21 protein-coding genes are annotated in these 22,391 nt (G+C 50.1%); 8 read left to right on the forward strand and 13 right to left on the reverse strand.

Annotation, left to right across the window (positions count from 1 at the left end; translation table 11 throughout):
* Window positions 1–361: 361 nt before the first annotated feature.
* On the reverse strand, window positions 362–976 hold the full coding sequence (locus SBL51_RS10475; RefSeq protein WP_317930883.1) for a hypothetical protein: 615 nt from the start codon (window positions 974–976) through the stop codon (window positions 362–364).
* A gap of 1,111 nt (window positions 977–2,087) precedes the next feature.
* Here SBL51_RS10475 and SBL51_RS10480 point away from each other — a divergent pair.
* Together SBL51_RS10480 and SBL51_RS10485 are read left to right on the forward strand one after the other, a co-directional pair.
* Window positions 2,088–2,792 carry a GGDEF domain-containing protein gene (locus tag SBL51_RS10480; RefSeq protein WP_317930884.1) on the forward strand — a complete coding sequence of 235 codons (705 nt, stop codon included), beginning with the start codon at window positions 2,088–2,090 and terminating at the stop codon, window positions 2,790–2,792.
* 253 nt (window positions 2,793–3,045) lie between these two features.
* Window positions 3,046–4,014 carry a diguanylate cyclase gene (locus SBL51_RS10485; protein ID WP_317930885.1) on the forward strand — a complete coding sequence of 323 codons (969 nt, stop codon included), beginning with the start codon at window positions 3,046–3,048 and terminating at the stop codon, window positions 4,012–4,014.
* Window positions 4,015–4,136: 122 nt separating this feature from the next.
* Here the strand turns inward: SBL51_RS10485 and SBL51_RS10490 are convergent, their stop codons facing one another.
* The 8 genes from SBL51_RS10490 to apbC form a co-directional block, all read right to left on the reverse strand.
* Complete coding sequence (locus tag SBL51_RS10490) at window positions 4,137–4,628, reverse strand: DUF2269 family protein (protein WP_317930886.1); 492 nt, start codon at window positions 4,626–4,628, stop codon at window positions 4,137–4,139.
* Complete coding sequence (locus tag SBL51_RS10495; protein ID WP_317930887.1) at window positions 4,622–5,296, reverse strand: hypothetical protein; 675 nt, start codon at window positions 5,294–5,296, stop codon at window positions 4,622–4,624. Before SBL51_RS10495 ends, SBL51_RS10490 begins: the two co-directional genes overlap by 7 nt.
* Window positions 5,297–5,482: 186 nt before the next feature.
* Window positions 5,483–6,058, reverse strand: coding sequence for a hypothetical protein (locus SBL51_RS10500; RefSeq protein WP_317930888.1), 576 nt, complete (start codon window positions 6,056–6,058; stop codon window positions 5,483–5,485).
* Window positions 6,059–6,176: 118 nt separating this feature from the next.
* Window positions 6,177–6,791 (reverse strand): 2OG-Fe(II) oxygenase, encoded by a 615-nt coding sequence (locus tag SBL51_RS10505; RefSeq protein WP_317930889.1) that lies wholly within the window; start codon window positions 6,789–6,791, stop codon window positions 6,177–6,179.
* 5 nt (window positions 6,792–6,796) lie between these two features.
* Window positions 6,797–7,207: an alternative ribosome rescue aminoacyl-tRNA hydrolase ArfB gene (arfB, locus tag SBL51_RS10510; protein WP_317931148.1), complete on the reverse strand. Its 411-nt coding sequence runs from the start codon at window positions 7,205–7,207 to the stop codon at window positions 6,797–6,799.
* A gap of 13 nt (window positions 7,208–7,220) precedes the next feature.
* Window positions 7,221–7,655, reverse strand: coding sequence for a hypothetical protein (locus SBL51_RS10515; RefSeq protein ID WP_317930890.1), 435 nt, complete (start codon window positions 7,653–7,655; stop codon window positions 7,221–7,223).
* Window positions 7,656–7,673: 18 nt separating this feature from the next.
* Window positions 7,674–8,243: a dCTP deaminase gene (gene dcd, locus SBL51_RS10520; protein ID WP_317930891.1), complete on the reverse strand. Its 570-nt coding sequence runs from the start codon at window positions 8,241–8,243 to the stop codon at window positions 7,674–7,676.
* 86 nt (window positions 8,244–8,329) lie between these two features.
* Window positions 8,330–9,412, reverse strand: a complete 1,083-nt coding sequence (gene apbC, locus SBL51_RS10525) for an iron-sulfur cluster carrier protein ApbC (protein WP_317930892.1) — start codon at window positions 9,410–9,412, stop codon at window positions 8,330–8,332.
* A 115-nt stretch (window positions 9,413–9,527) separates the two neighbouring features.
* Here apbC and metG point away from each other — a divergent pair, with 115 nt between their 5' ends.
* From metG to SBL51_RS10550, 5 genes are all read left to right on the forward strand, one after another.
* Window positions 9,528–11,558 carry a methionine--tRNA ligase gene (metG, locus tag SBL51_RS10530; protein ID WP_317930893.1) on the forward strand — a complete coding sequence of 677 codons (2,031 nt, stop codon included), beginning with the start codon at window positions 9,528–9,530 and terminating at the stop codon, window positions 11,556–11,558.
* A gap of 12 nt (window positions 11,559–11,570) precedes the next feature.
* A complete protein-coding gene (gene nadC / locus SBL51_RS10535) occupies window positions 11,571–12,428 on the forward strand; it encodes a carboxylating nicotinate-nucleotide diphosphorylase (RefSeq protein ID WP_317930894.1) in 858 nt (285 codons plus the stop codon).
* 167 nt (window positions 12,429–12,595) lie between these two features.
* Complete coding sequence (locus SBL51_RS10540) at window positions 12,596–13,903, forward strand: nucleotide sugar dehydrogenase (protein WP_317930895.1); 1,308 nt, start codon at window positions 12,596–12,598, stop codon at window positions 13,901–13,903.
* A gap of 2 nt (window positions 13,904–13,905) precedes the next feature.
* Entirely contained in the window at window positions 13,906–15,030 is a 1,125-nt protein-coding gene (locus SBL51_RS10545) for a glycosyltransferase family 4 protein (RefSeq protein ID WP_317930896.1), read from the forward strand.
* Between the two features lie 6 nt (window positions 15,031–15,036).
* Entirely contained in the window at window positions 15,037–15,756 is a 720-nt protein-coding gene (locus tag SBL51_RS10550; protein ID WP_317930897.1) for a class I SAM-dependent methyltransferase, read from the forward strand.
* Window positions 15,757–15,766: 10 nt separating this feature from the next.
* Here SBL51_RS10550 and SBL51_RS10555 read toward each other — a convergent pair whose 3' ends face one another.
* Window positions 15,767–16,810 (reverse strand): glycosyltransferase, encoded by a 1,044-nt coding sequence (locus tag SBL51_RS10555; RefSeq protein ID WP_317930898.1) that lies wholly within the window; start codon window positions 16,808–16,810, stop codon window positions 15,767–15,769.
* A gap of 265 nt (window positions 16,811–17,075) precedes the next feature.
* On the opposite strand from SBL51_RS10555, the gene SBL51_RS10560 reads away from it, so the two are divergent.
* Window positions 17,076–17,756 carry a hypothetical protein gene (locus SBL51_RS10560; protein WP_317930899.1) on the forward strand — a complete coding sequence of 227 codons (681 nt, stop codon included), beginning with the start codon at window positions 17,076–17,078 and terminating at the stop codon, window positions 17,754–17,756.
* Window positions 17,757–17,804: 48 nt separating this feature from the next.
* Here the strand turns inward: SBL51_RS10560 and SBL51_RS10565 are convergent, their stop codons facing one another.
* From SBL51_RS10565 to SBL51_RS10575, 3 genes are all read right to left on the reverse strand, one after another.
* Window positions 17,805–18,695 carry a glycosyltransferase family 2 protein gene (locus tag SBL51_RS10565; RefSeq protein WP_317930900.1) on the reverse strand — a complete coding sequence of 297 codons (891 nt, stop codon included), beginning with the start codon at window positions 18,693–18,695 and terminating at the stop codon, window positions 17,805–17,807.
* A gap of 25 nt (window positions 18,696–18,720) precedes the next feature.
* Complete coding sequence (locus tag SBL51_RS10570) at window positions 18,721–19,884, reverse strand: glycosyltransferase (RefSeq protein WP_317930901.1); 1,164 nt, start codon at window positions 19,882–19,884, stop codon at window positions 18,721–18,723.
* Window positions 19,885–20,541: 657 nt separating this feature from the next.
* On the reverse strand, window positions 20,542–22,323 hold the full coding sequence (locus SBL51_RS10575; RefSeq protein ID WP_317930902.1) for an ABC transporter ATP-binding protein: 1,782 nt from the start codon (window positions 22,321–22,323) through the stop codon (window positions 20,542–20,544).
* Window positions 22,324–22,391 lie beyond the last annotated feature (68 nt).

The following is a 22,391-nucleotide window of genomic DNA, read 5'->3' on the forward strand; positions in this document are numbered from 1 at the left end:
CAGGAGATAACACAGGACGTGTTACAAGGATGTCTGATTAGGGAAGATCGCCAGTAAGAGTTCGAACGGAAGGATTCTGTTCAACAAGAAAACGGACTTTAATAGGCTAGGAAGCCTTTGGGATCACGGAAGGTCCAACACCCAGTTTCAAGTCTGCCAAGCCATTTTTGGTGCGGCAGATTTTTCCTTTTTCCCCTCTTTATAACTTCCCTATTTTTATTACTACTCTATTTTTAGGCCAAGACGTTATTCGACAGCCTACCCACCTTTATACAATGCTGCCCTTTTGTTCAATACTACTGCAATGTAAAAGCGTGGCCGATGAGGGGCCCAGCAACAGACCCGAGGGTGGGTGAAGAGCTCACCCACCGTTTTTTCGTGACCGACTCTTCTGACCACCAGCCTGTTGCATGCGAGTTAAAACATAAGTCTCCTGAATAAGCACAGCATCATCCAATGCCCGATGCTCCCGATTACCCATCTGCGGTGACAGCTGTCGTTTGGCGGGCACCCATTGCTCCATCTGATGCTCAGAAATAATCGACTCTATGGGGCTGATAAAGAATTTTCTCTCCATCGCCACCCGATTAAACAAGGTATCGAGCCATGGCTTATCCACAACCCAGGCGTCGGTGTAGACGGTCTGCCCTAAAAGCAGTTGATTGAGCTCGCCCGCCACTTCAAAGGCGCTGTGGCCATGGCGCTGCAACTGGCGCTGACTGATCCCATGCAACGCCTCTGCCTCAGGATCCCAGTGGATCCAGTCGGGCATGGGTTTTATCAAACGTGAAAAGCGCAGGCCATTGCTCATGACCACGCCTATTTCAATGGGATAACTGTAAGCACCGAAACCGGAGGCTTCAATATCGATAACCTGTGGCCGTAAGCGACTGCCACCGGGAGTGATAGGTAGGTTGGTAATCGATTGCATGCTTGCTGTGCGCCGTCGATTGGGCTGGGGCTTATGTATTGTCATTATTTTAGTCATTATTCGTGACATCCCTGTTATCGTTATTTGATTCCGCTGATATAAGTCGACGACCATCAATGGTTTTAACGTCTTTTAACAGCCATCATTGGGCTTGCTGCGGGAGAAAAAGTTTCGTCACCCAATGGAGTATAGACGGCTATTTATTGCTTATTGGCTTACCTGTCATTTCTATTATGGACGGCAAACCAAGTGGCACGCATTCTACCCGATAAACCGTGGAAATTCCCGCGCATCCGGCCTCGCGAACAGTAACTGTACTGTGCTGATTACCCGCCCGTGAAATCCACCCGGGTAGCATACAAAATAGCAATACCATCGCCTCTCAAATAGATCGTCTATATTCACGGCCAGCTTCCGCCAAATCTATGTGACTAACAAGCTCAAAACTGCCATCGGTCACCACGTCAGTAACCGCCCATAGTCCAAACTGGTGGATCTCAATAGATTACCCAGGTGGCTGTCACGCCACCTGGAAAACACGGAACAAAACCCTTTGCTTAAGTAGCCAGAATACTCACCGCAACACAACCAGCGCACGACGCGTCCAGTTGCCGCTCTTGACCATAACGGCACCAATCTTGCCACTGCCCTGAATACCAATACCCACCATAGAGGCCTGAATGTTCTCAAGAGCCTTGGCAATTCACCTGCCGAAATAACCTCCCGCGCCCCCTTTCGTCAAACTGACCGCACCGTCAAATAGGTCCAGCCCGGACAAAAACTTCAATATTGCACCACAACAAACCTATTTAGCTGCCAAACTCAGTGTAAAGCTCTATAGTTACGGGCAATAGGGCTTAAACTAATCGCCGCCACCGAGCCTAACCAGGTGTTATAAGCTGGCCTATCAGGCTGCAACCAGTCATAGCAAGCAATGTCAAAATTGCTGTAGCCAACTGATCAACACGCTAAATGTTATCGCACAGCAATTTCGGTGGGAGAGGCGCGACACCACCCTGCCCCTAGCAACCAGCGCGATTCATGCCCGGCCAAGCGGGCAGATGAAGTATGAAAACTGAAAATCGGCGCCTACACAGTCTTTTGCCAGGATGGCAGAGCAGAGCGTCACCAAGTGAGCCTAGGATCCAACTCGACAATGTCCGAAATTGGAAAACCCTGTAACTGCGCCCTCAGCCACGGCTGTTGTCGCAACCAAGCGGAGCTGGAACAGCTGCAGCAGAGAGTGTTACAGCTGGAAAAACAGATAGTCGCGCTGCAGGAGCTGGTCAGAACCGATGCCCTTACCGGGCTCTATAATCAACGCTACTTTCGAGAGGCCCTGCACCGGGAGATCGAGCGCACCCAGCGCACCGGTGTCGATTTCTGCCTGGTGCTATTGGATCTGGACTTCTTCAAAAAAGTTAACGACCGTTGGGGCCATGAAGTGGGCAACAGTGTGTTGCAACACACCGCCAGCCTTATAAAAGAGGCTGTCCGCCCCATGGATCTACCCTGCCGTTATGGCGGGGAAGAGTTCGCCATCCTACTGCCTGCCACGCCCCTGCTCACCAGCGTGCAGGTGGCCGAGCGCATCCGTACCACCATCGCCAACACCGATATCTTCATCAATGGCGATATCATTAACATCACGGTTAGTTGCGGTGTCTGTGCCTATGGTCTCACCAGCCTGCTCACCGAAGAGCAACTGGTGGATGCCGCCGATAAAGAGCTTTACCGGGCAAAAAACGAGGGCCGCAACCGGGTCTGCTATGCCCCCGCCACCTACGCCGAGCGCCAACAGGTTAGCCAGGCAGAGAAGGATCTGTTGTTGAACTTGTCCGATCAGCTAAAGGAAGAGTAGCTAGAATTTGACCCGGTCAGCTACCTGATACGTGCCTAACCACCCAACCAACCCCCATCGTTTGACCCACGCCGTCTGCTGAAGCGCGCCAATGGGTTCACGGACTGCACCGCAATAACAGCAACCCAATCCGCATAAATCGCGCATTTACACAGCGCTATGTGAGCTAATTACTTGGCTAAACTGGCGCCCATTACCTATTTGCTATACTTGCCAAGCAAGGAACCCAACACCTGCGTAAGCAAACAATAATATGAATAAAAATCCCGAAACCACCCTGTGCACTACCCGGCACGGATTCACCCAAGCCGAAGTGGACGACGCCCTGTGGGCGGTAGAGCAGGCTATTGAGAGCCACCGCAATTGGTACCAAAAGCTGCACGAAGGATTGCTCTGTGCACAACCGTTCCAGGAAGATATCACCTCCCCCGTTGCCCACACCTGTTGTAACTTCGGCCGTTGGTACTACCAAAGCGCCCAGGTCTCGTTCAGAGCAACCACGGAATTCAAAGCCCTTGAGGCCGCCCACAAATTAATGCATGACCGAGCCAGGGAACTAGTGGGAGAGTTTCAGGCGGGTAAAAATATCAGTTTGGAAAGCTATCGCACACTGGCGAAATCCCGACAGGAGTTAATACAGTTGCTGGTCAACCTGCGCGACTGCATCATCAACCAACAGCACGCCTTCGACCCACTCACCGGCCTGATGAACCGTAAATCCATCGGGCTGATTTTAGACAAGATCCACCTACACTCCCAACGCCATCAACTGCCCTACGCCATTGCGATGCTCGATATCGATCGTTTTAAATCGATCAACGACGACTACGGCCACGCCATGGGGGACCAGGCTCTACGCGTGGTGTCCGATTATCTCGCCTCTTCACTGCGGAACTCCGACAGCGTTAGTCGCTATGGTGGTGAGGAGTTTTTGGTGTTACTACCCGATGCCTGTGCCGAGAGCTCCTTCAACTTGTTAAATCGTATTCGCCAGGAAATTAGTGAATTGTGCATTGAATACGATAACCACGAGATAAATTTAACCATCTCCATTGGCTTCTCATGCTTTACCAGCGATTTGACACCGCCTGAAATCATGGAGGCGGCAGATACGGCCCTCTACCACGCAAAATCCAATGGCCGCAATCAGGTGGTGGCGTTTGCGCCTGACATGAAAGGATCGTTCAAAAATCGACGAGAGCAGACCATTAAACTCGATTAACCACGGCTAAACATCAAAAAATCTGCTTCACGAAAGCCATAACAATTAGACGAGTTATACTGCTCGAAAAGCCAGACCGCCTTAATCTTGCATGCCCATAGCGCATGGCGGGCTTGTCGACGTTAGCCGAAGGTCGACTTGCTGACAGCCAGCCACATGATCACCAAAACAGTCGCCGGCAGAAGCAACAGTGCAATTTTAGTGAAAGGTCCGTGATAAATAGCAAGCCATTTTGCTTCACCTGCGGTGATCGCCAGCCCCCGGTTTTGCCGGCCAATTATCCGATAGATTTGCCAATTGCCAAGCCAGATATCGACCACTTCAAGCGGTAATATAACCGCACCGACAATAGCCAGCTTCACCGACAACCACCCAGAACCAAACCAACCGGCCATCACAGCCATGCCAACTCCGGAAGCCAACAATGCTATCAAAGCAATATGTTCAAGCGTCACGCTAAGCAAGAAGACCGAATAGATTAAGCGCGTCGCCTCAGCCTCTTCGCCAAGCTGCCGCTGCGCAACCCGCAGCACCAACCAAGCACCTAAGGCCGGGCCCAACCACAAAACCAGTGAACCGATGTGAATCACTTTAAGCAGGTTGTAAATTAACACCGAGCAAACACCCGATAAGCAACCAGCAGCATCCACAGGGTACTCACCCCCATAGCAACAGCGGTAAGTAACTGAGCCAAGAGTAGCGCCTGCAAGGCAATCGCCACCGACAAGGCCAACCCCAGCAGCCAACCGGCCAGCCCCATTAATAGTAACCCTCTGCCAACGTCGCGCTTGCGCCATAACAGTAGGGTTAACAGAAGACCACCCAAGTTGTACAAGCCATTGCCCAGAAACCCGGTTAGGAATATGGCCAACCGCTCTAACACCCGCAGCTCACTGGTGGCGGCACTGTGTAAAACATTGGGAATAATAAAGGCGTAAATCACTTCGGCGGTGAGATCCGGCACTATACCCAAGGCCACCAGTGTTAACCCGAGATTACGCCACAAGCTGGGCGCCAGGTGCTCGGCCAGAAAAAAAGCGAACAACAACAAGCCCAAGGCTGAACTCATCCACAACAACCAGCCCAACAGCCAAACTGTTGTGTGATTACCGATATAAAATAGTCGTTCCGCCAGGGTGTTCGCACCGGGCAGCCCCTCTCGCATTACCAAGGCCATCATCAAACAGGCCGCCGTGATAATCACCACCACAAGATGGGTGACGATAAAATTCAAGCGAAAAGATAGCTGTTTAGGCGCAATCCCTGGCGGACCGAAATTCATGATTTTTTCCAACTCGAAGCAGACAGGCTGTTCGAGTTTAATCGCTCACGCAAGAAAAAGAAAAAGCGGTCAACAGAATTTCCGAGCACAGCGCGAAAGTAAAACCAGAGGCGGCGCAATCAAATAACGGGAAAACAACCGCTCCTGGTAATCAGCATATTTAGCAGCCGCCGTTCGCATGTAGCGCTAATCTCTAGCCGTTTGCAAAAATCGTCGCAGCCTATGGCGCAGGGCGAACTGCAAAGTGCGGGCGTAGCTTCTGGAGCTTTGCAGAAGATTAAAAAAATCCAACTCATAAAGCGGCAGGTGACAAGGTTGCCGGGCATCCGCCAACTGCTGCAACACCGATAACTGCACCACCGGCAGCGGCAGGTCGGCGGGGTTGTTCATACTCAACATAAGATAGGTGGCCGGGTCGAGCACGCGGCCACTGCTCTGATTAACGTATTGCAGACGCCAGTGGTAATTCTGCTCTGGCCGACAGGTAATCACTAAATGACTGGGGCGCAAAAATGGCCGGCAGCCGACCATTACCGACTTACCCAATAACTCAATCGCTTTAGCGCCCCTGGCCAGTTGCGGCTGGCAGTAAATCAACAACTCATCAACGCTATCGTCGCGGACAACAGCCAGGGTTTCGGCAATGCGCGCAATCACAGCCAGCAGCTGAACGGGCTGGCGTCGCGCAAAGCGTAATCCTCGCGCTGGGGCGGGCAATTCAATGGTGGGGGGCTCGGGAAACATGGATAAGGCTGCCTGCACATCGACTCTCCGTCACTGGAAGGCGCCACTATGCCAGAGCCAAACGCCAAAAGAATTAGCGTCCCGTAATGTTTGACAAGGCTTTTACAATTGTCGCGAAAGTCTGCAATAAAAGGGGCTAGCGCACCCTAAACCAGCCGGTGAGGCTCCATCGTTCCCGAGTGGCCGGCTTCACCTCATGGGCAAACAGCTCACTGAAAAAAACCACCAATCTACCCATTTCCGGCAGTATCGTGGCTTCGATAAGATCCGGATTCTGCTCGTTGTAGAGAATCAGCTCGCCACCCCATTCGGCCTGCCAACCCTGATTGAGGTAGAGCACAGAAGAGAGGCGCCGGTTGGAGCGCCCGCGAAAAGCGTCCCAATGTTTCTGATAAAAACTGCCGGCAGCGTAGTGGGCAAAGTGGCACTCATAATCAAACAGGCCCAGGTAAAAGGCCTGATTGGCAGACAGGCGCAGTGCTTCCATAGCCCGCCAGTAGAGCGCCAAGGCTGGCTGCTCAGGGGGTAGCCAGTGGATCTGGTCGCTGCGAATTGTGCTCAGCTGCTGGGCCTGGCCTGGCCCCACCCCCGCCGGTTTGAAGTCCAACTCGGGCAGTTGCCCCAGGTAGTTGACGATGGCCGCCAAACAGGGCTCGGCAAGAGCACCGTCCAGCACGGCATAACCGCGTTCGCTCAGGCCAGAGAGAATTTCATCGAGGTTGATTAATGGCTTGTTTAGTGGGTCGGGCACAACCGCTACCAGGTCACCTTGCCGCGCCCGGCTTTTATACCGCTGCGCTGGGTTTTCTTTTGCAGGCGGCGCTCTTTAGCCGCGCGGCTGGGCTTGGTGGCAATGCGCCGCTTCTGTCGGTGATTGGCCGCCACCACAATCGCCTGCAGGCGCTCCAGTGCCGCCTGCCGGTTCTGCTCCTGGGTACGATACTCCTGCGCCTTTAATACCAGTACTCCCTCTTTAGTGATGCGCTGGTCGCTGCTGGTTAACAGCCGCTGTTTGATCGCCTCGGGCAAGCTGGAAGCGTGGATATCGAAACGCAAATGGATGGCACTGGCCACCTTGTTAACGTTTTGCCCACCCGCCCCCTGGGAGCGGATCGCACTGAAATCGATTTCACTTAAAGGAATGGTCAGCGCAGGCGAGATGATCACCCCCTGGGAGAAATCATCCACGGTGTGAATCCCGTGGGCCACGCTCACTGCTGTCGTCACGCGGGCGGAACTCGTAAACATTGTTGCTGTTGGTGCGCTCCAAAATGATATCCACCGTCTCGGTGGGCTCCGGACCGGAACCGGAAAACCAACCGGTGAAGACCACAGCCAGCAGCGCCAGGAAGGTGGCGACATAGGGGAAGAGATAGGGCAGGCCCGCCTGGTGGTCGATTATAATCAACACCAGAAAGAAGACCGCCACCCACAACAGGTGCAGCCATTTTATACGCTTCAGACGCTGCTGCCAGGGCAATGGCTGGCGCTTGGCCGGCACCAGCGCCACCTCACAGAAAGGGCAGATCAGGTTGCGTTTGTCGTCCAGCCAGTTGTCGCACTTGGCCTCGGACTCCCGAAACACCTTATGGCAGTGAGCGCACTGATAACTCATAACCGCTGCACCGGCTGGTTAAGTTTTAGGAAGAGTGACTCCGGTCTGGCCCTGATACTTACCGCCGCGATCGCGGTAAGAGGTTGCACACACCTCGTCGGATTCAAAAAAGAGCATCTGTGCCACACCCTCGTTAGCGTAAATTTTCGCAGGCAACGGTGTGGTATTGGAGAACTCCAGAGTCACATGCCCCTCCCACTCCGGTTCCAGTGGCGTGACATTCACGATGATGCCACAGCGGGCGTAGGTGGATTTACCCAGGCAGACCGTCAGGATATTTCGCGGAATACGGAAGTACTCCACAGTGCGGGCCAGGGCAAAGGAGTTAGGGGGAATAACGCAGACATCACTGGTGATGTTTACAAAGCTGTTCTCGTCGAAATTCTTCGGGTCGACAATGGCCGAGTGAACATTGGTGAAGATTTTAAATTCGCTGGCACAGCGCACATCGTAGCCATAGCTTGAGGTGCCGTAGGAGATCAAGCGGCGGCCATCACTGCTCTCACGCACCTGGCCGGGCTCAAAGGGCTCGATCATGCCATGCTCCTGAGCCATGCGGCACATCCATTTGTCTGACTTGATACTCATAGGCTAACTCTTTTGGGAATGCTGTTTAGTGGACGAAAGCGCTGCATGATACCTGTACATGGCCCGGGGACCAACGCTCAGGGCAGTTAATCTTCGCTGATTTCAATAACCGGCGGCGGCACCATGTTGTAGCGCCAGAGCCTCGCCCCCAGTTTACGGGCGATCTCCCGGTAGCGCTGGCTGATGGCCGACTCCGGGTCCACCACCAGGGAGGGGCGGCCGGCATCGGCGTCGACGCGAATATCCAGCGTCAGCGGCAGGCTGCCCAGCAGCTCAGTTTGGTAATCGAGGGCCACCGAAGTACCACCACCACTGCCAAAGATCGCCTCCTCATGGCCGCAGTTGGAACAGATATGGGTGGACATATTCTCCACCACACCCAGCACCGGCACATTCACCTTCTGGAACATCTCAATGCCTTTGCGGGCATCGAGCAGGGCAATATCCTGTGGTGTGGTGACAATCAGCGCTCCGCTTAACGGTACCTTCTGGGCCAGTGTGAGCTGAATATCGCCCGTGCCCGGGGGCATATCCACCAGCAGGTAGTCGAGCTCTCCCCAGGCGGTTTGACCCAACATCTGTTGCAGAGCGCCTGCCGCCATGGGGCCGCGCCACACCATGGGGGTATTCTCGGTGACCAGAAAGCCCATCGACATCACTTTCAAACCATGCGCGGCGATGGGGAAAAAGCGCTGGCCATCGGAACGGGGGCGCTCTTCACCCACCCCCAGCAGATGCGGTTGGCTGGGGCCATAAATATCTGCATCGAGAATACCGACCATCGCCCCCTCTTCGGCCAGCGCCAGCGCCAGATTGACGGTGGTAGTCGATTTACCAACGCCGCCCTTACCCGAGGCGATGGCTATCACATGTTTTACGTCGTTAAGGTTGGGCAGATCGGTCGCCCGAGGGCCTGGGGGAATATCGGTGGTGATCTCAACCGCGACATCCTCCACTCCAGCCACACTGGAGAGCGACCGCCAAATGCCCTCGGCTAATGCCTCGTGCGTACCCTCGCAGGCAAAGCCCAGGCAGAGGTCGATATCGACCTTGCCGGCATCGTCGACAACGACACTCTGTACGGTTTCCAACTCACCTAAAGCCATGCCGGTAGTGGGCTCAATGGCCTCGGCAAGGATTGATTCAATAGTTGCTATATCGGGACGCATCGCCTGCTTGCTCCATGAAAATGGTCCGGGATTATACTGCATAACTGCCGATGGCTTATGGTATAGTGCCCCGCCTTAAAAAATGTTCAACCAAGGCTAGCTTTCTAGGAGCTCTATGTCGACTCGCAATATTCTGGTCACCAGCGCCCTGCCCTACGCCAACGGCCCTCTGCACCTGGGCCACCTGGTAGAGGCGATCCAAACCGATATTTGGGTGCGCTTCCAAAAAATGCGCGGCAATCAATGTATATACGTCTGCGCCGACGATGCCCACGGCACCGCCATTATGCTCAAGGCCGAACAGCTGGGCATTACCCCCGAGCAGCAGATTGCCAACGTCCAGGCGGAGCACCTGGCCGATTACCAGGGTTTTAATATTGGTTTCGACAACTTCCACAGCACCCACTCGGAAGAGAATCAGCACTACTCGAATTTAATTTACGAGCGCCTGAAAGCCAACGGCCACATTGCCAGCCGCAACATTACCCAGGCCTTCGACCCAGAGAAAAACCTCTTCCTGGCCGACCGCTACATTAAAGGCACCTGCCCGCGCTGTAAGGCTGAAGACCAGTACGGCGATAACTGCGAAAAGTGCGGCGCAACCTACAGCCCGACCGAGCTGATCAACCCCAAGTCGGCCATCAGTGGTGCCACACCTATTGCCAAGGAGTCGGAGCACTTCTTCTTTAAGTTGCCCGAGTTTGAAGCCTTCTTGAAGGAGTGGACCCGGGCCGGTCACCTGCAGGATGAGGTGGCCAACAAACTGGCCGAGTGGCTCGACAGCGGCCTGCAGGAGTGGGATATCTCCCGCGACGCCCCCTACTTCGGCTTTGAGATTCCCGGCGAGCCCAACAAATTCTTCTACGTTTGGCTGGATGCCCCGGTCGGCTACATGGCCAGCTTTAAAAACCTGTGCGACCGCCGCGGCGACCTCAACTTTGACGACTTCTGGAGCAAGGAGTCCAGTGCCGAGCTCTACCACTTTATTGGCAAGGATATCGTCAACTTCCATGCGCTCTTCTGGCCCTCCATGCTCACCTCGGCCGGCTACCGCACGCCAACGGCGGTTTGTGTGCACGGTTTTGTTACCGTTAATGGCCAGAAGATGTCGAAATCCCGCGGCACTTTTATCAATGCCTCCAGCTATTTACAGCACCTGGATGCCGACTACCTGCGCTACTACTTCGCCAGCAAACTCACCAACCGGGTCGACGATATCGACCTGAACTTTGCCGACTTTCTTCAGAAGGTGAACTCCGACCTGGTGGGCAAGTTGGTGAACCTGGCCAGCCGAACGGCAAAATTTGTGCAAAAAGCCGGCGGTGTATTGGCGACTGAAATCGACAACCCCGAACTGTGGCAACCATTTGTGGATGCCGCCGACAGCATTGCCCAAGGCTACGAACAGCGCGAATACGCGAAAGTCATGCGCGAAATTATGGCCCTGGCCGATGCCGCCAACGAATACCTGACCGCCAAGGCACCCTGGAGCCTGGCCAAAGAGCCCGGCAAAGAGCGTGAGGTACTGGCCATCTGCACCCAGGGCATTAATATGTTCCGCGTATTGATGACCTACCTGAAGCCAGTAGTGCCCGCCCTCACCGAGCGCGCCGAAGCCTTCTTAGGCCACGAACTCTCCTGGGCCGATGAGCTCACCTTTAAGGGTGGCGTTAGCCTCAATGAATTCAAGCCGCTGCTGACCCGGGTGGAGCAGAAGCAGATCGATGCCCTGCTGGAGACCAACCAGGCGGCGGTGGCGGCCGCCCAACCAGCGGCCACCGCCGAGACCAGCGCAGCTGAGATGGAGCCCATCGCCGAGACCATCAACTTCGATGACTTCGCCAAGGTCGACCTGCGTATTGCCCTGATTGTTAAAGCCGAGCATGTGAAAGGAGCCGATAAGTTACTACAGCTCACCCTAGATGCCGGCGAAGGCAAAACCCGCACAGTGTTTTCCGGCATTAAAAGCGCTTACCAGCCGGAAGAGCTCGAAGGCAAGCTGACCGTGTTGGTGGCCAACCTGGCGCCGCGCAAAATGAAATTCGGCCTCTCCGAAGGGATGGTACTGGCCGCCGGGCCGGGCGGCAGTGAACTCTACCTGCTGGAACCCCACACCGGCGCCCAGCCCGGCCAGCGAGTGATGTAAGAGGTAGACCGCATGAATATCGAACTCAGCTCATTGCAAGGGGATATCGAGCAGGCAGTTGCCATCGCCCTGGCGGAAGATATTGGCGATGGTGACATCACCGCCGGCCTGATTCCCGCCGAGCAAACCGCCCACGCGCGCATTATTACCCGCGAGGATTGCACGCTCTGCGGCCGCGCCTGGGTGGAAGAGGTTTTCCGCCAGATCGATCCCAGTGTTAGCATCACCTGGCACGGCCAGGATGGCGACAGCTTCGCCGCCAACGCGGTGCTGTTCGAGCTGGCGGGCTCTGCCCGAAGCCTGCTTACCGGCGAACGCGCAGCACTCAACTTTGTGCAGCTGCTCTCGGCCATCGCCACCAAGGCCCGCTACTACGCCGACCTGGTGAAAGATACCGGTATTAAGGTACTCGACACCCGTAAAACCATTCCCGGCCTGCGCACCGCCCAAAAATACGCGGTAACCTGCGGCGGCTGCCACAACCACCGCATCGGCCTGTTCGACGCCTTCCTTATTAAAGAGAACCACATCAGCGCCTGCGGTGGCATCGCCGCCACCGTCGCTACCGCCCACGCTCAGGCCCCAGGCAAACCGGTCGAGGTGGAGGTGGAAAACCTGGCGGAGCTGGAGCAGGCCCTTGAGGCCGGTGCAGATATCGTCATGCTGGATAACTTCAGCCTGGAGGAGATGCGCCAGGCGGTTGCAATCAACCGCGAGCAGTATCAGGCCAAGGCCAAACTGGAAGCCTCCGGCGGCGTGAATGAAGCCACGCTTCCGGGTATTGCCGCCACCGGCGTCGACCTGGTATCCATCGGCACCCTCACCAAAGACTGCAAGGCGATTGACCTCTCCATGCGGATTGTTTGGTAAGTGTGCAATCCATCAAATTTTTTCGATTATTAGCAAAGAATTAAGTCTCTCTTCCTACAATCGCGCCACAGCCGACTACAATATAACAACAAGCGATAAGGTTTCGTTATACACAAGTTGAGGCGAAACCGCCCCCAAATCACTAAAAGGCCTGCTGTAGGAAGAGTATGCAACACACCGAGTTACTGCGGAAAATAGCCGAACGCAGCGCCACTGTCGGCATTATTGGACTGGGCTATGTTGGCTTACCGCTGGCACTCACCGTGGTAGAAGCGGGTTTTAAACGAGTGATTGGCTTTGATGTCGATCCGCAAAAAATTCACACTTTAAAAACCGGTGGCTGTTACATCAAGCACCTGGAACTTAGCCGGGTGCAAAACGCGGTAGAAAACGGCCTAACCGCCACGGCCGATTTCAGCCTGGTAGCCGAGGTGGATGTATTGATCCTCTGTGTACCCACCCCGCTGACCCGGCATCGAGAGCCGGATATGCGTTTTATCATCAACACCCTCAGCGCGATACAGCCCCACATTCACGCCGGCATGATGATCTCCCTGGAGAGCACCACCTACCCGGGCACCACCGAAGAGTTCCTGGTACCCACCGCTCAGCGCCATAAATTAACACCCGGTAAAGATATCTTTTTGGTCTACTCCCCCGAGCGCGAAGACCCAGGCAATAAACAATACTCCACCGCCAGCATTCCCAAAGTATGCGGCGGTGTTACCGAACAGTGCCTGGCAGCCGGCACAGCCTTTTACCGCACCGTGGTCAAAGAAGTGGTACCAGTCAGCTCCACCAAAGCCGCGGAGATGACCAAACTTTTGGAAAATATTCACCGGGCTGTGAACATTGGCCTGGTCAACGAAATGAAAATCGTCGCCGACAAAATGGGCATTAATATCCATGAAGTGATCGACGCCGCAGCCACCAAACCCTTTGGTTTTACCAAATTCACCCCAGGCCCCGGCCTCGGTGGCCACTGCATTCCTATCGACCCCTTCTACCTAACCTGGAAGGCGCGTGAATACGGCATCAACACCCGCTTTATTGAACTGGCAGGGGAAGTAAACCGGGCTATGCCCGAGTGGGTAGTCGGCAAATTGATGGATGCCCTAAATGACCAGGGCAAAGCGCTAAAGGGGAGTAAAATTCTGGTATTGGGCATCGCCTACAAGAAAAATATCGACGACGCCCGCGAAAGCCCAGCCATAAGAATTATGGAACTGCTACGCGACAAAGGCGCAGAAGTAGCTTACAGCGACCCGCATATTCCAGTGTTTCCTAAGATGCGGGATCATCATTTTGAATTGACGAGCATCGAACCGACTGCCGCTACTGTAACAAAGTTCGATGCCTTAGTGTTAACCACCAACCATGATCAGCTGAATCTGGGACAAATTTTTGCAAGCGCAAAACTGGTAATCGATACACAGAATACGGGGTACCCAGGCAAGAATATTGTCAGCGCCTGATCATGCAAGAGTCAAAACCGGTAGTTGTTCTAATCACTAAAAATTTACCACCCGATTTGGGCGGTATGGAAAAACTGTGGTGGGAAGCAATTAAAGAACTAACCAAGCAGTGCACCCTTTACGTAATCGGCCCCAAAGCAGCCAAGCCCTATCTACAAGAGCACTGTATATTTTTATCCACACCAAAATTTCTGCCTTTTTTACTAATTCTAAGCATACTGCGCACACTATCTATCGCCATAAAACATAAACCTACAGCGATTTTAGCCGGTAGCGGCGTAACCCTACTGCCGACACTCTTCTCCGGCTTAATAACCAAAACGCGGACTTACGCTTATTTGCATGGACTGGACATCATCTACCCTAGCTGGCTCTATCAAACCTGCTTTAAATTCCTAGCGCCCCATATCGATCAGGTTTTTACCAACAGTGAAAGCACATGTAATTTAGCAATAAATGCCGGAGTAAATGCTGAGCAGATCAGCATCATTCACCCAGCCACCACGCCTTTATCCAAACCCAACCAGATAGCCGCCGAATACCAGATCAACAAATCTTACAAAAATTTGATCTTCTTTGGCCGACTGGTAAAACGCAAAGGTTTACTGGAGTTTTTAAAAAACTCGTTTGCACAACTGTGCCAGGAAGATAGCAACTACCATTTGCATATCATTGGCGACATACCCCATTCAGAAAAGACCAAAAAAAATAATTATTTAGAAGAGATTAGGCGGGCCATTAATGACCTTGCCATTAGCGAACGCGTGACATTGTGGGGCCCTCTACCTGATGAGGCACTTGTTCAGATTTTGTCACAGTGTAACGCCCACATATTTCCATTGCTTGATGTCGCCGATGATACCGAGGGCTTTGGCATTGTAATTATTGAGGCTGACTCTCTGGGCATACCCACTGTCGCGTTTGATTGTGGCGGTGCACGGGACGCGTTAACCTATTGCAATTACGGCAAACTGATTGAAAGTAATAACTACATCGATTTCACAGCAGCGGTAGTTACGACCTGCACAAACCAAGAAGAAAACAACAACCTTAATTGTGAGCCAAAAGAGCCTTATAACTGGCAAACGTTTTCACAGAAACTCTACTCACAATTAATCCGAGCATAACCCGCCATGACAAATGAAACAGAACAAAACACAATTAAAGAATTTTATGAGGAAATCTACTATAAGGACGCAAAGCCTCCTACTACCACCACCGATCACCTACGAAAATTAGCGATAAAAATGGGACTAAAGCAAGGCGACCAGGTTTTGGACATCGCCTGCGGTACAGGAAACTGGTTATTAGCCTGCCGCGAGAAAGGGGCCACCGTTGCGGGAGTGGATCTATCAGAAAGAGCAATTGAGGCCTGCAAACAAGCTATGCCAGAAGGGCACTTTTACAGTGCCAACGCTGAAATGCTCAACTTCAAAGATAATAGTTTCGACCTAGTTACTTGCCTGGGCTCTTTGGAGCACTTTATAGACCCAGGCCAAGCACTCGATGAAATGGTGCGAGTACTCAAGGATAATGGCGAACTACTGCTACTGGTACCTAATAAGGATTTTCTCACACGAAAATTACTAGGCTTTAAAGGCACCTACCAAAAGGATGTTAGAGAGGTAGCCAGAACCATTGAACAATGGCAATCCCTATTCTTCAAATCTGACATTACCGTAATTAGCAAATGGAAAGATTTGCATGTTCTATCCCGCCAGTGGATTACAATCGGCAGCGCGATAACTTGGCCAGCCCGGTTGCTCCAGGCCCTACTTCTAGCCGTTTGGCCGCTTCGCTGGCAGTATCAGATTTACTTTCGATGTAAAAAAGCCGACTACAAAACCCACTAAGCCCTACACATTAATTCAGTATAAACTGACCTAACTTTTCCGCCTGCTCCTGCCAAGTGGGCACACGAACATCCAATACCTCTCTATTTTGGGACTGATATTTAATCGCATTCACCAGCGATAAAACCGAATCCGGGTTGTAGCCAGCCTCCGGCAGGGGCTCGAACAACCTACCCAACGCCCCAACATTGGCATAAACAGCCGGGCAGCGGGCTGAAATAATCTCATAGGCTTTTTGAGGAAAAGCATAATATCCGAACTCAGTATTGGGCAACTGAATAACGCAGACATCGACCGCATTGTAGAAATGGTTCATCAAAGAATGATTGAGGGTGCCGATTGGGATAATGTTATCGAAATTGGGGATAGGCACCTCAGCGGAAGGTTTACCTGCGATGACAAACATCAAATCTGGGGCTTCACTGACCAGCTGTTGAACCGCCGCATAAATCGTTTCAATACCATGGCCGGAGTTTAACCCACCGCAGACTCCAACCAGAAGCTTGTTATTAGGGAGCCTTAGCATTGCCCTGGCTGCCAACTTATCGACTGGAAAGAAAGCTCCAGCGCCAATAGTACTCTCCAAAACTAGACAAGGTTTCCCCCCAGCTATCGGCGCAAGTTTTTCGGCCAAAGTATTACTCACCGTTATGAAGCCATCTGCACCTCTCAGTGCTCTGTTATAAAAGTATTTCATCAACGGGATACGGGCCAAGCCAAATGTACTATAGTCATCGTAGAGGTCGGCAAAAAAACGCAACTTGAAAAGACGGGCCATATAGTAGCCTACCACCACCTGTAAACAGTCTGAACTGGCGACGATCGCCTCTGCTTTGAAACTACGTAGGGATATTAGCAACTGCAGCAACCAACCGAAGAGTATCGAGCGGGGGGCACTTAGACGCTGCCAAACAGAATCGGCATTTGATACTGTTATACAATTGGGCTCAAATCTATAATCGACAGCGACACACCTCACCTGGCAATATGTACTAAGCTCACGTGGCAACTCGTACAAACGACCATAGCGATCATTGATCACATCATGGTTCATGTATCTTGACTTGCATAGCCAGAGAACTTTTGCTGTCATGAAACAAGCTTCACATTTAAGCTAAGAGAATAGAAACTTAAATTATATGTGCCATCAAGAGTAGTTACCACCGTCGATTAACTTTACACCAGGCAACACACCCACCGAATACCACCCGAGAGCACATAAATAGATGGCTTATCGATACACACCACTAATTTTGCCCCCTCTCCATTTGAGTGCTAGGATTAGCGGCACCACAACTCTAGCAAAGTAGCCACAGGTAATGATCATTAAGCGCTTTATTAACATCCTAAAAGCACGCCACAACCAAAAGATAGTGATCCACAGCTTATTCAAAACGGGCACTACTTCTGTCGGCCATGGGTTAATTAAACTAGGCATTGGTCATAGAGAAATGGGATGGAACCCAGGAGTAATACACGGCCTCGAAGGACTCATCAAACCCGCAAACGAATTGGCAAACAAGAGCGACACATACGCACACTTTTACAAAGAGTACGGCAAGCAAATTAAGCAGACATTTAAATTGTTAAAGCAGCGCTGTGAAAATTACGACACATTCAGTGACCACCCAATTGGCCACACTACTATCCACCCTTACATCAAAAGGGCACTATTCGGGAAACCCATCCTCATATGGATAAATCGAGATCAAACCGAATGGCTGAAAAGCGCCAAAGACTGGGAATTAACACACCCCCAAATTTACCCTGACGCCGAACAAAAATGGTTACACGACGAAAAAGCGCAGATAAATAGACTAATTACAATGCGCACAGCGGAAAAAGCGATATTTGACTTGTACAAACAAGAATTCCCAACAGAGAGTTTAGAACTTGACTTAAAAGATGAAAGCCTCTGGCAAAATATAGCCAATCACTTTGGTAAAAACATCACCAACTTCACGCCCCCTCACCTAAATAAAGCCAAAGATCCCAACTAGCTTAACTCTACACGACACCGCTCTTATTGTATCTATTTCAAACTCCAATCACTTCGCTGACGGGTACTCAATATACTTTCTATAATTAAACAACAACCCTTTTATTACAGCTGCAGCAATTCCCGGGACATATCTGATTTTACCTGCCTTTATTACACGAAAAAAAAGCTTAGCAATATACAGAAAAGCGAACACATACTGCCTACTATATAAAAAAAAGCTCATCTCGTTTCGAACACCATATTTATACTTCCACAGCGCACCATCATCCAACAAATCAAAATCAAGGGGAGAGGGATTAGTCGCAGTCTGGTGGACTACAACACTATTCGAAATAAGAAAGCAGTCTAATTCATCTGAAATCCTGCGAGTATATTCAGAATCATCAAACCAAATAAAAAACTCTGCAACCGGCAAACCTACAAGCTCGACAGCATGCCGAGAAATCAATAATGAAACAAACGATGAGCCAACAATCTTTGACACATTCGGATGTTTCTTGTGAGGAAATGACCAATCTCTGTGAGCAACAGGAAGATTCATCTTAGCCAGCTCGCCATCAGCCCACTCCACACGTGAGGCAAGGAACCCGATATTGTATTCCCGACACAAAGATTTCTCAGATTCGACTAATATCTGTAAGGCCTCTAGCTCTGGCAGGCAATCATCATCCATACACCAAATATAATCTGCGCCCTGAGAATAGGCCACTTTAATACCATGCTTAAAGCCCCCAGCCCCACCAACATTGCTATCCATAAAACAAATAGTAAATATGGCCGGATCCAAATCCGACAAATACTCTCTGGAACCATCTGTGCTACCATTATCAACCACAATTACACTATGCAACTGAAATGATTGCTGCTGTATAGCACCTAAAGTTTGTCGCAATAATCCAAGACGATTATAACTTACAACGACCGCAGATATTTTCACTGTTCACCAACCAAAATAGGAGCCTCTATAGCACTTGATGCCCTCGTCTGAGCACCTTGTACTTTCGCCTTAACTTGAGATAGATAAGTTGTAACCTATGATGCACTAAACGCACTGCTAGAAAACGACACCTCGAGAGAAACAAAGATGGCCTAAAATGCATAGAAGCTTTATACCCAGCCATTCGAGCAAGGTAATCTTGTAACAACACCGAGCTACACTCATCAAATCGGCTAAATTTTATTAAAAAAATCTCCAACTGATAGAGCATTAAGAGGAAAAACCATTTTACATCCTCTTCAACAATCGCAATGGAACCTATCGATTGCCTAGCCAAAAGATGGGCAATAAGACTTTTAAACTTTTGTTCACTACCCGGCCTGCCCCCAGCCCAACTATTTCTACAGAAAGCTCGAATTGCGGCAACCAACACAGCCAACCTGCACACTTCGTAGTTTAAACTTCTTTCCAGACACCAGTCAGACAAAACTCTCGAAAGTCTCTCAGCCATTTCTAAATCGTGCCATGACTGATTCTCTCTGTTTTTTGACATACTCACCGCATGGGCCCGATAATAGACTACGGACTTATGATCAAGTAGCGGCGATCCAAAACTCCTGGCAATTTTCAACCAAAAGTCATAATCTTCACAGGCCTTAAGAGATATATCAAATACGAGATCAAGATCCACAATCAAAGACTTTTCTAACAGAAAAGCATGTGGCGGAGCGATATTAGCAAAGAACAAACTGTAGGATATCAATCGCTCTTCTGGAAGGCGCCAATTACGAAAATATCGTTCCAGAAATCCGACTTCTTCCCCTTCAAAAATCACATTTCTGCAACAGACCCACCTATAATCACCATGCGCCCTCAAGATATCGACACGATGTGAAATCGCCGACGGGCCCAATAAATCATCAGCATCTAAAAACTGAATGTAATCTCCATTTGCAATTTTCAATCCAGCATTACGCGCAGAACAAAGACCCGCATTATCCTGATAAATATAGATAAGACCCCGGGACAAATAAGGCTTAATTACTAATTCACTATCATCAGTCGAACCATCGTTCACCACTATTAATTCTATGCGAGAGTAATCCTGATTCAGTACACTATCTATAGCCTGCCGAACGTATCGACCATAGTTGTAGCAAGGTATAATTACGGAAACGAGTGGTTGCATACCTTATACATTAACCCATATATCCAACGGTTGCAGTTGCAGCCAACCTACCGAGACTAATTCAGCGATAAAGCTGATATCGCTGAATTATAATATCGATAGCTGACACCCAACAAAACCCGAAAAATGTTGTAACATTTGATTGACCAGCAGCTGATAAAAAATTCACCTTATCCATTAGCCGTTCACGAGTGCACACACCAACAATTAGGGACACAATATATGGACATTTATTGCCACCTGTTTGCCAGAAATAACAATTAAAATTAAGTACGCTTAAGCCTAGCACCTTTCCTAAATATGAAAAACCTCATAGAGAGACTACGAACGTCACCCCCTAGCACACCAATCGCCAGACGCATCGCCCCCCCTACTCAATTTAACTTTTCATTCCCTCACACCAAGTAACCCCAGCCATACTCCTTTTACAAACGCAATCATAACCATGAAAGCTAGCACTCAATCTTAATACACCAACCTATCAGCCACTAATGAAACTAAATAGCATCAAATAAGTTATCCAAAGAAAAACCATAGATTAGTGACTTAAAGCATGGAGGCAATGAAATCCAAACGGGCTTCCCTCACCTGACTAAGACCAGACCAACTAAAAGCAGAAATCTTCCCAGATATATTTATGCAGTCAGCAACCAATATTTATACTCTTCCTGCGAGCAACATGTTTTCCATATTAAACACACTCAACGAACAACCAAGCTCGCTTATCCGCCGCTCAAGACCCTGGTTATGGGTTACAATTAGCAATTGAATGCCACTATAACTTTGAACCAAAGCATTAATTATCACCTCTACAGTCGATTCGTCTATTCCAGATAAGGTTTCATCTAAAATCAAAAAGGGTCGACCAGATGCCACCGCCATAGCTATCAGCAATCGACACCGCTCACCTCCGGAAAGCCCAACACCATTTTGACCAACAACAACTTTTTCCTCTTCAGCAGTGATCAAGCAGCGCTCTAACTTAACCACTTTCAATATTTCATTAACCTCTTCTATAGAAATTTTTTCGTTAACAAAATTCATACAAGCCATTACATTATCCGCTGGCAGAACAGGCATTTGAGGAATATAAAAGACACTTTTTCGCCACAGATTATAATCACCCGCCTTTAACTCCTGACGATTAATATGAACCTGACCATGATCAACAGCCAACAAACCAAGCAGCACGTCTAGCAGCGTACTTTTACCACTACCGGAGGCGCCATATAATAAATTCACCTGAGACAAATTCCACACAAACGAATATTCTATCCGAGAGCCGTCACCCTTCTCAAAATGATGCGTCGCCCCCCTAAACTCGACCTTTTCGCAGGGAACAAATTTAGATGGGCCACCCACACTTTGACTGGATACATTTTGCTCATTAGAAACGGCTGCCACACCACCGAATAAATTCCATTTTTCTCGCGACAGAGAATATAGTTCTGCGGAATATACTACGGTCGAAAATGCGGTATATATCTGTTGCGCAGCAGGCATAATGCGATATGCACTAACCACAAAAAAGCTTAAAAGAGTAATCAAATGGGCAGGATCGCCACCATCACCACCCAAATAAAAGGCAGAATACACCATCAACACAAAGGCGAAAGTTTCTACCAGTATTTTTGGTAGCCCATTCAATATTTCTGTATTAGCCACTTCACGTAAACGTTCACGTCGTAACACACGGTAATTATTGATAGCCTCCTCACCCCAGCCATTAACAACTATCTGCCTGTACCCGCGGTAGCCATAAGTAAGCATTTGAACAACTAAACTGCCTTTTTCTCGATTTATTCGAGACCAGCGTGTCAACACAGGCTTCACAAAAGCAAAAATAAGTAAGTAAAGTAGTCCTATGATCGACAGAACCACAAAAGTGACAACTAAGTTTACAGAGCACAACACACCGATAACAAAAACTATAAACACAAGGTTCGCAGCTATCATGATCGGCTGCCCAATACAACCAGTTACAATTCTATCTAAATTCGCATTTAGATCATTCGCAAATTCTGACTCACTGTATTTTCTTAATATTCCACTGTCGTATCGAAGCATCCGGGCATAGACTCTTTGCCCAATGGTTGCACATATTCTTCTAAGATATCTCCTTGTTACAAAAACATTCAGCATTCGGAGCAGGCCACTGAACAACAAAAATCCCACCGCCAAAACAACCACACTCAATGGGGTCAGCACACCACCACCGACGAAATTTATCGCATACCCTTTAAAACTAAACTTGGAGGCTTCTTCAGCAGAATCAAAGCCCACAAGAAATACTATGACGGGCACCAAACCTAAAATAACAACCACCTCTATGATGGAGGTAAGAGCTAAAGACGCAAACACAATAGTCGCTTCAAAACGCTCTTTTTTATTCAGTATTTTAAAAACCTCACGGATAGCCGCAAGTGATCTGTCCAACATCGGCAATTCCTGCAACAATTAGCACTACCCGAGGAGTTTGAAATCTTCAATCCCACAGAGCAGAGTTA

The sequence above is a fragment of the Halioxenophilus sp. WMMB6 genome (genome assembly GCF_033283405.1).
GTDB lineage: Bacteria > Pseudomonadota > Gammaproteobacteria > Pseudomonadales > Cellvibrionaceae > Halioxenophilus.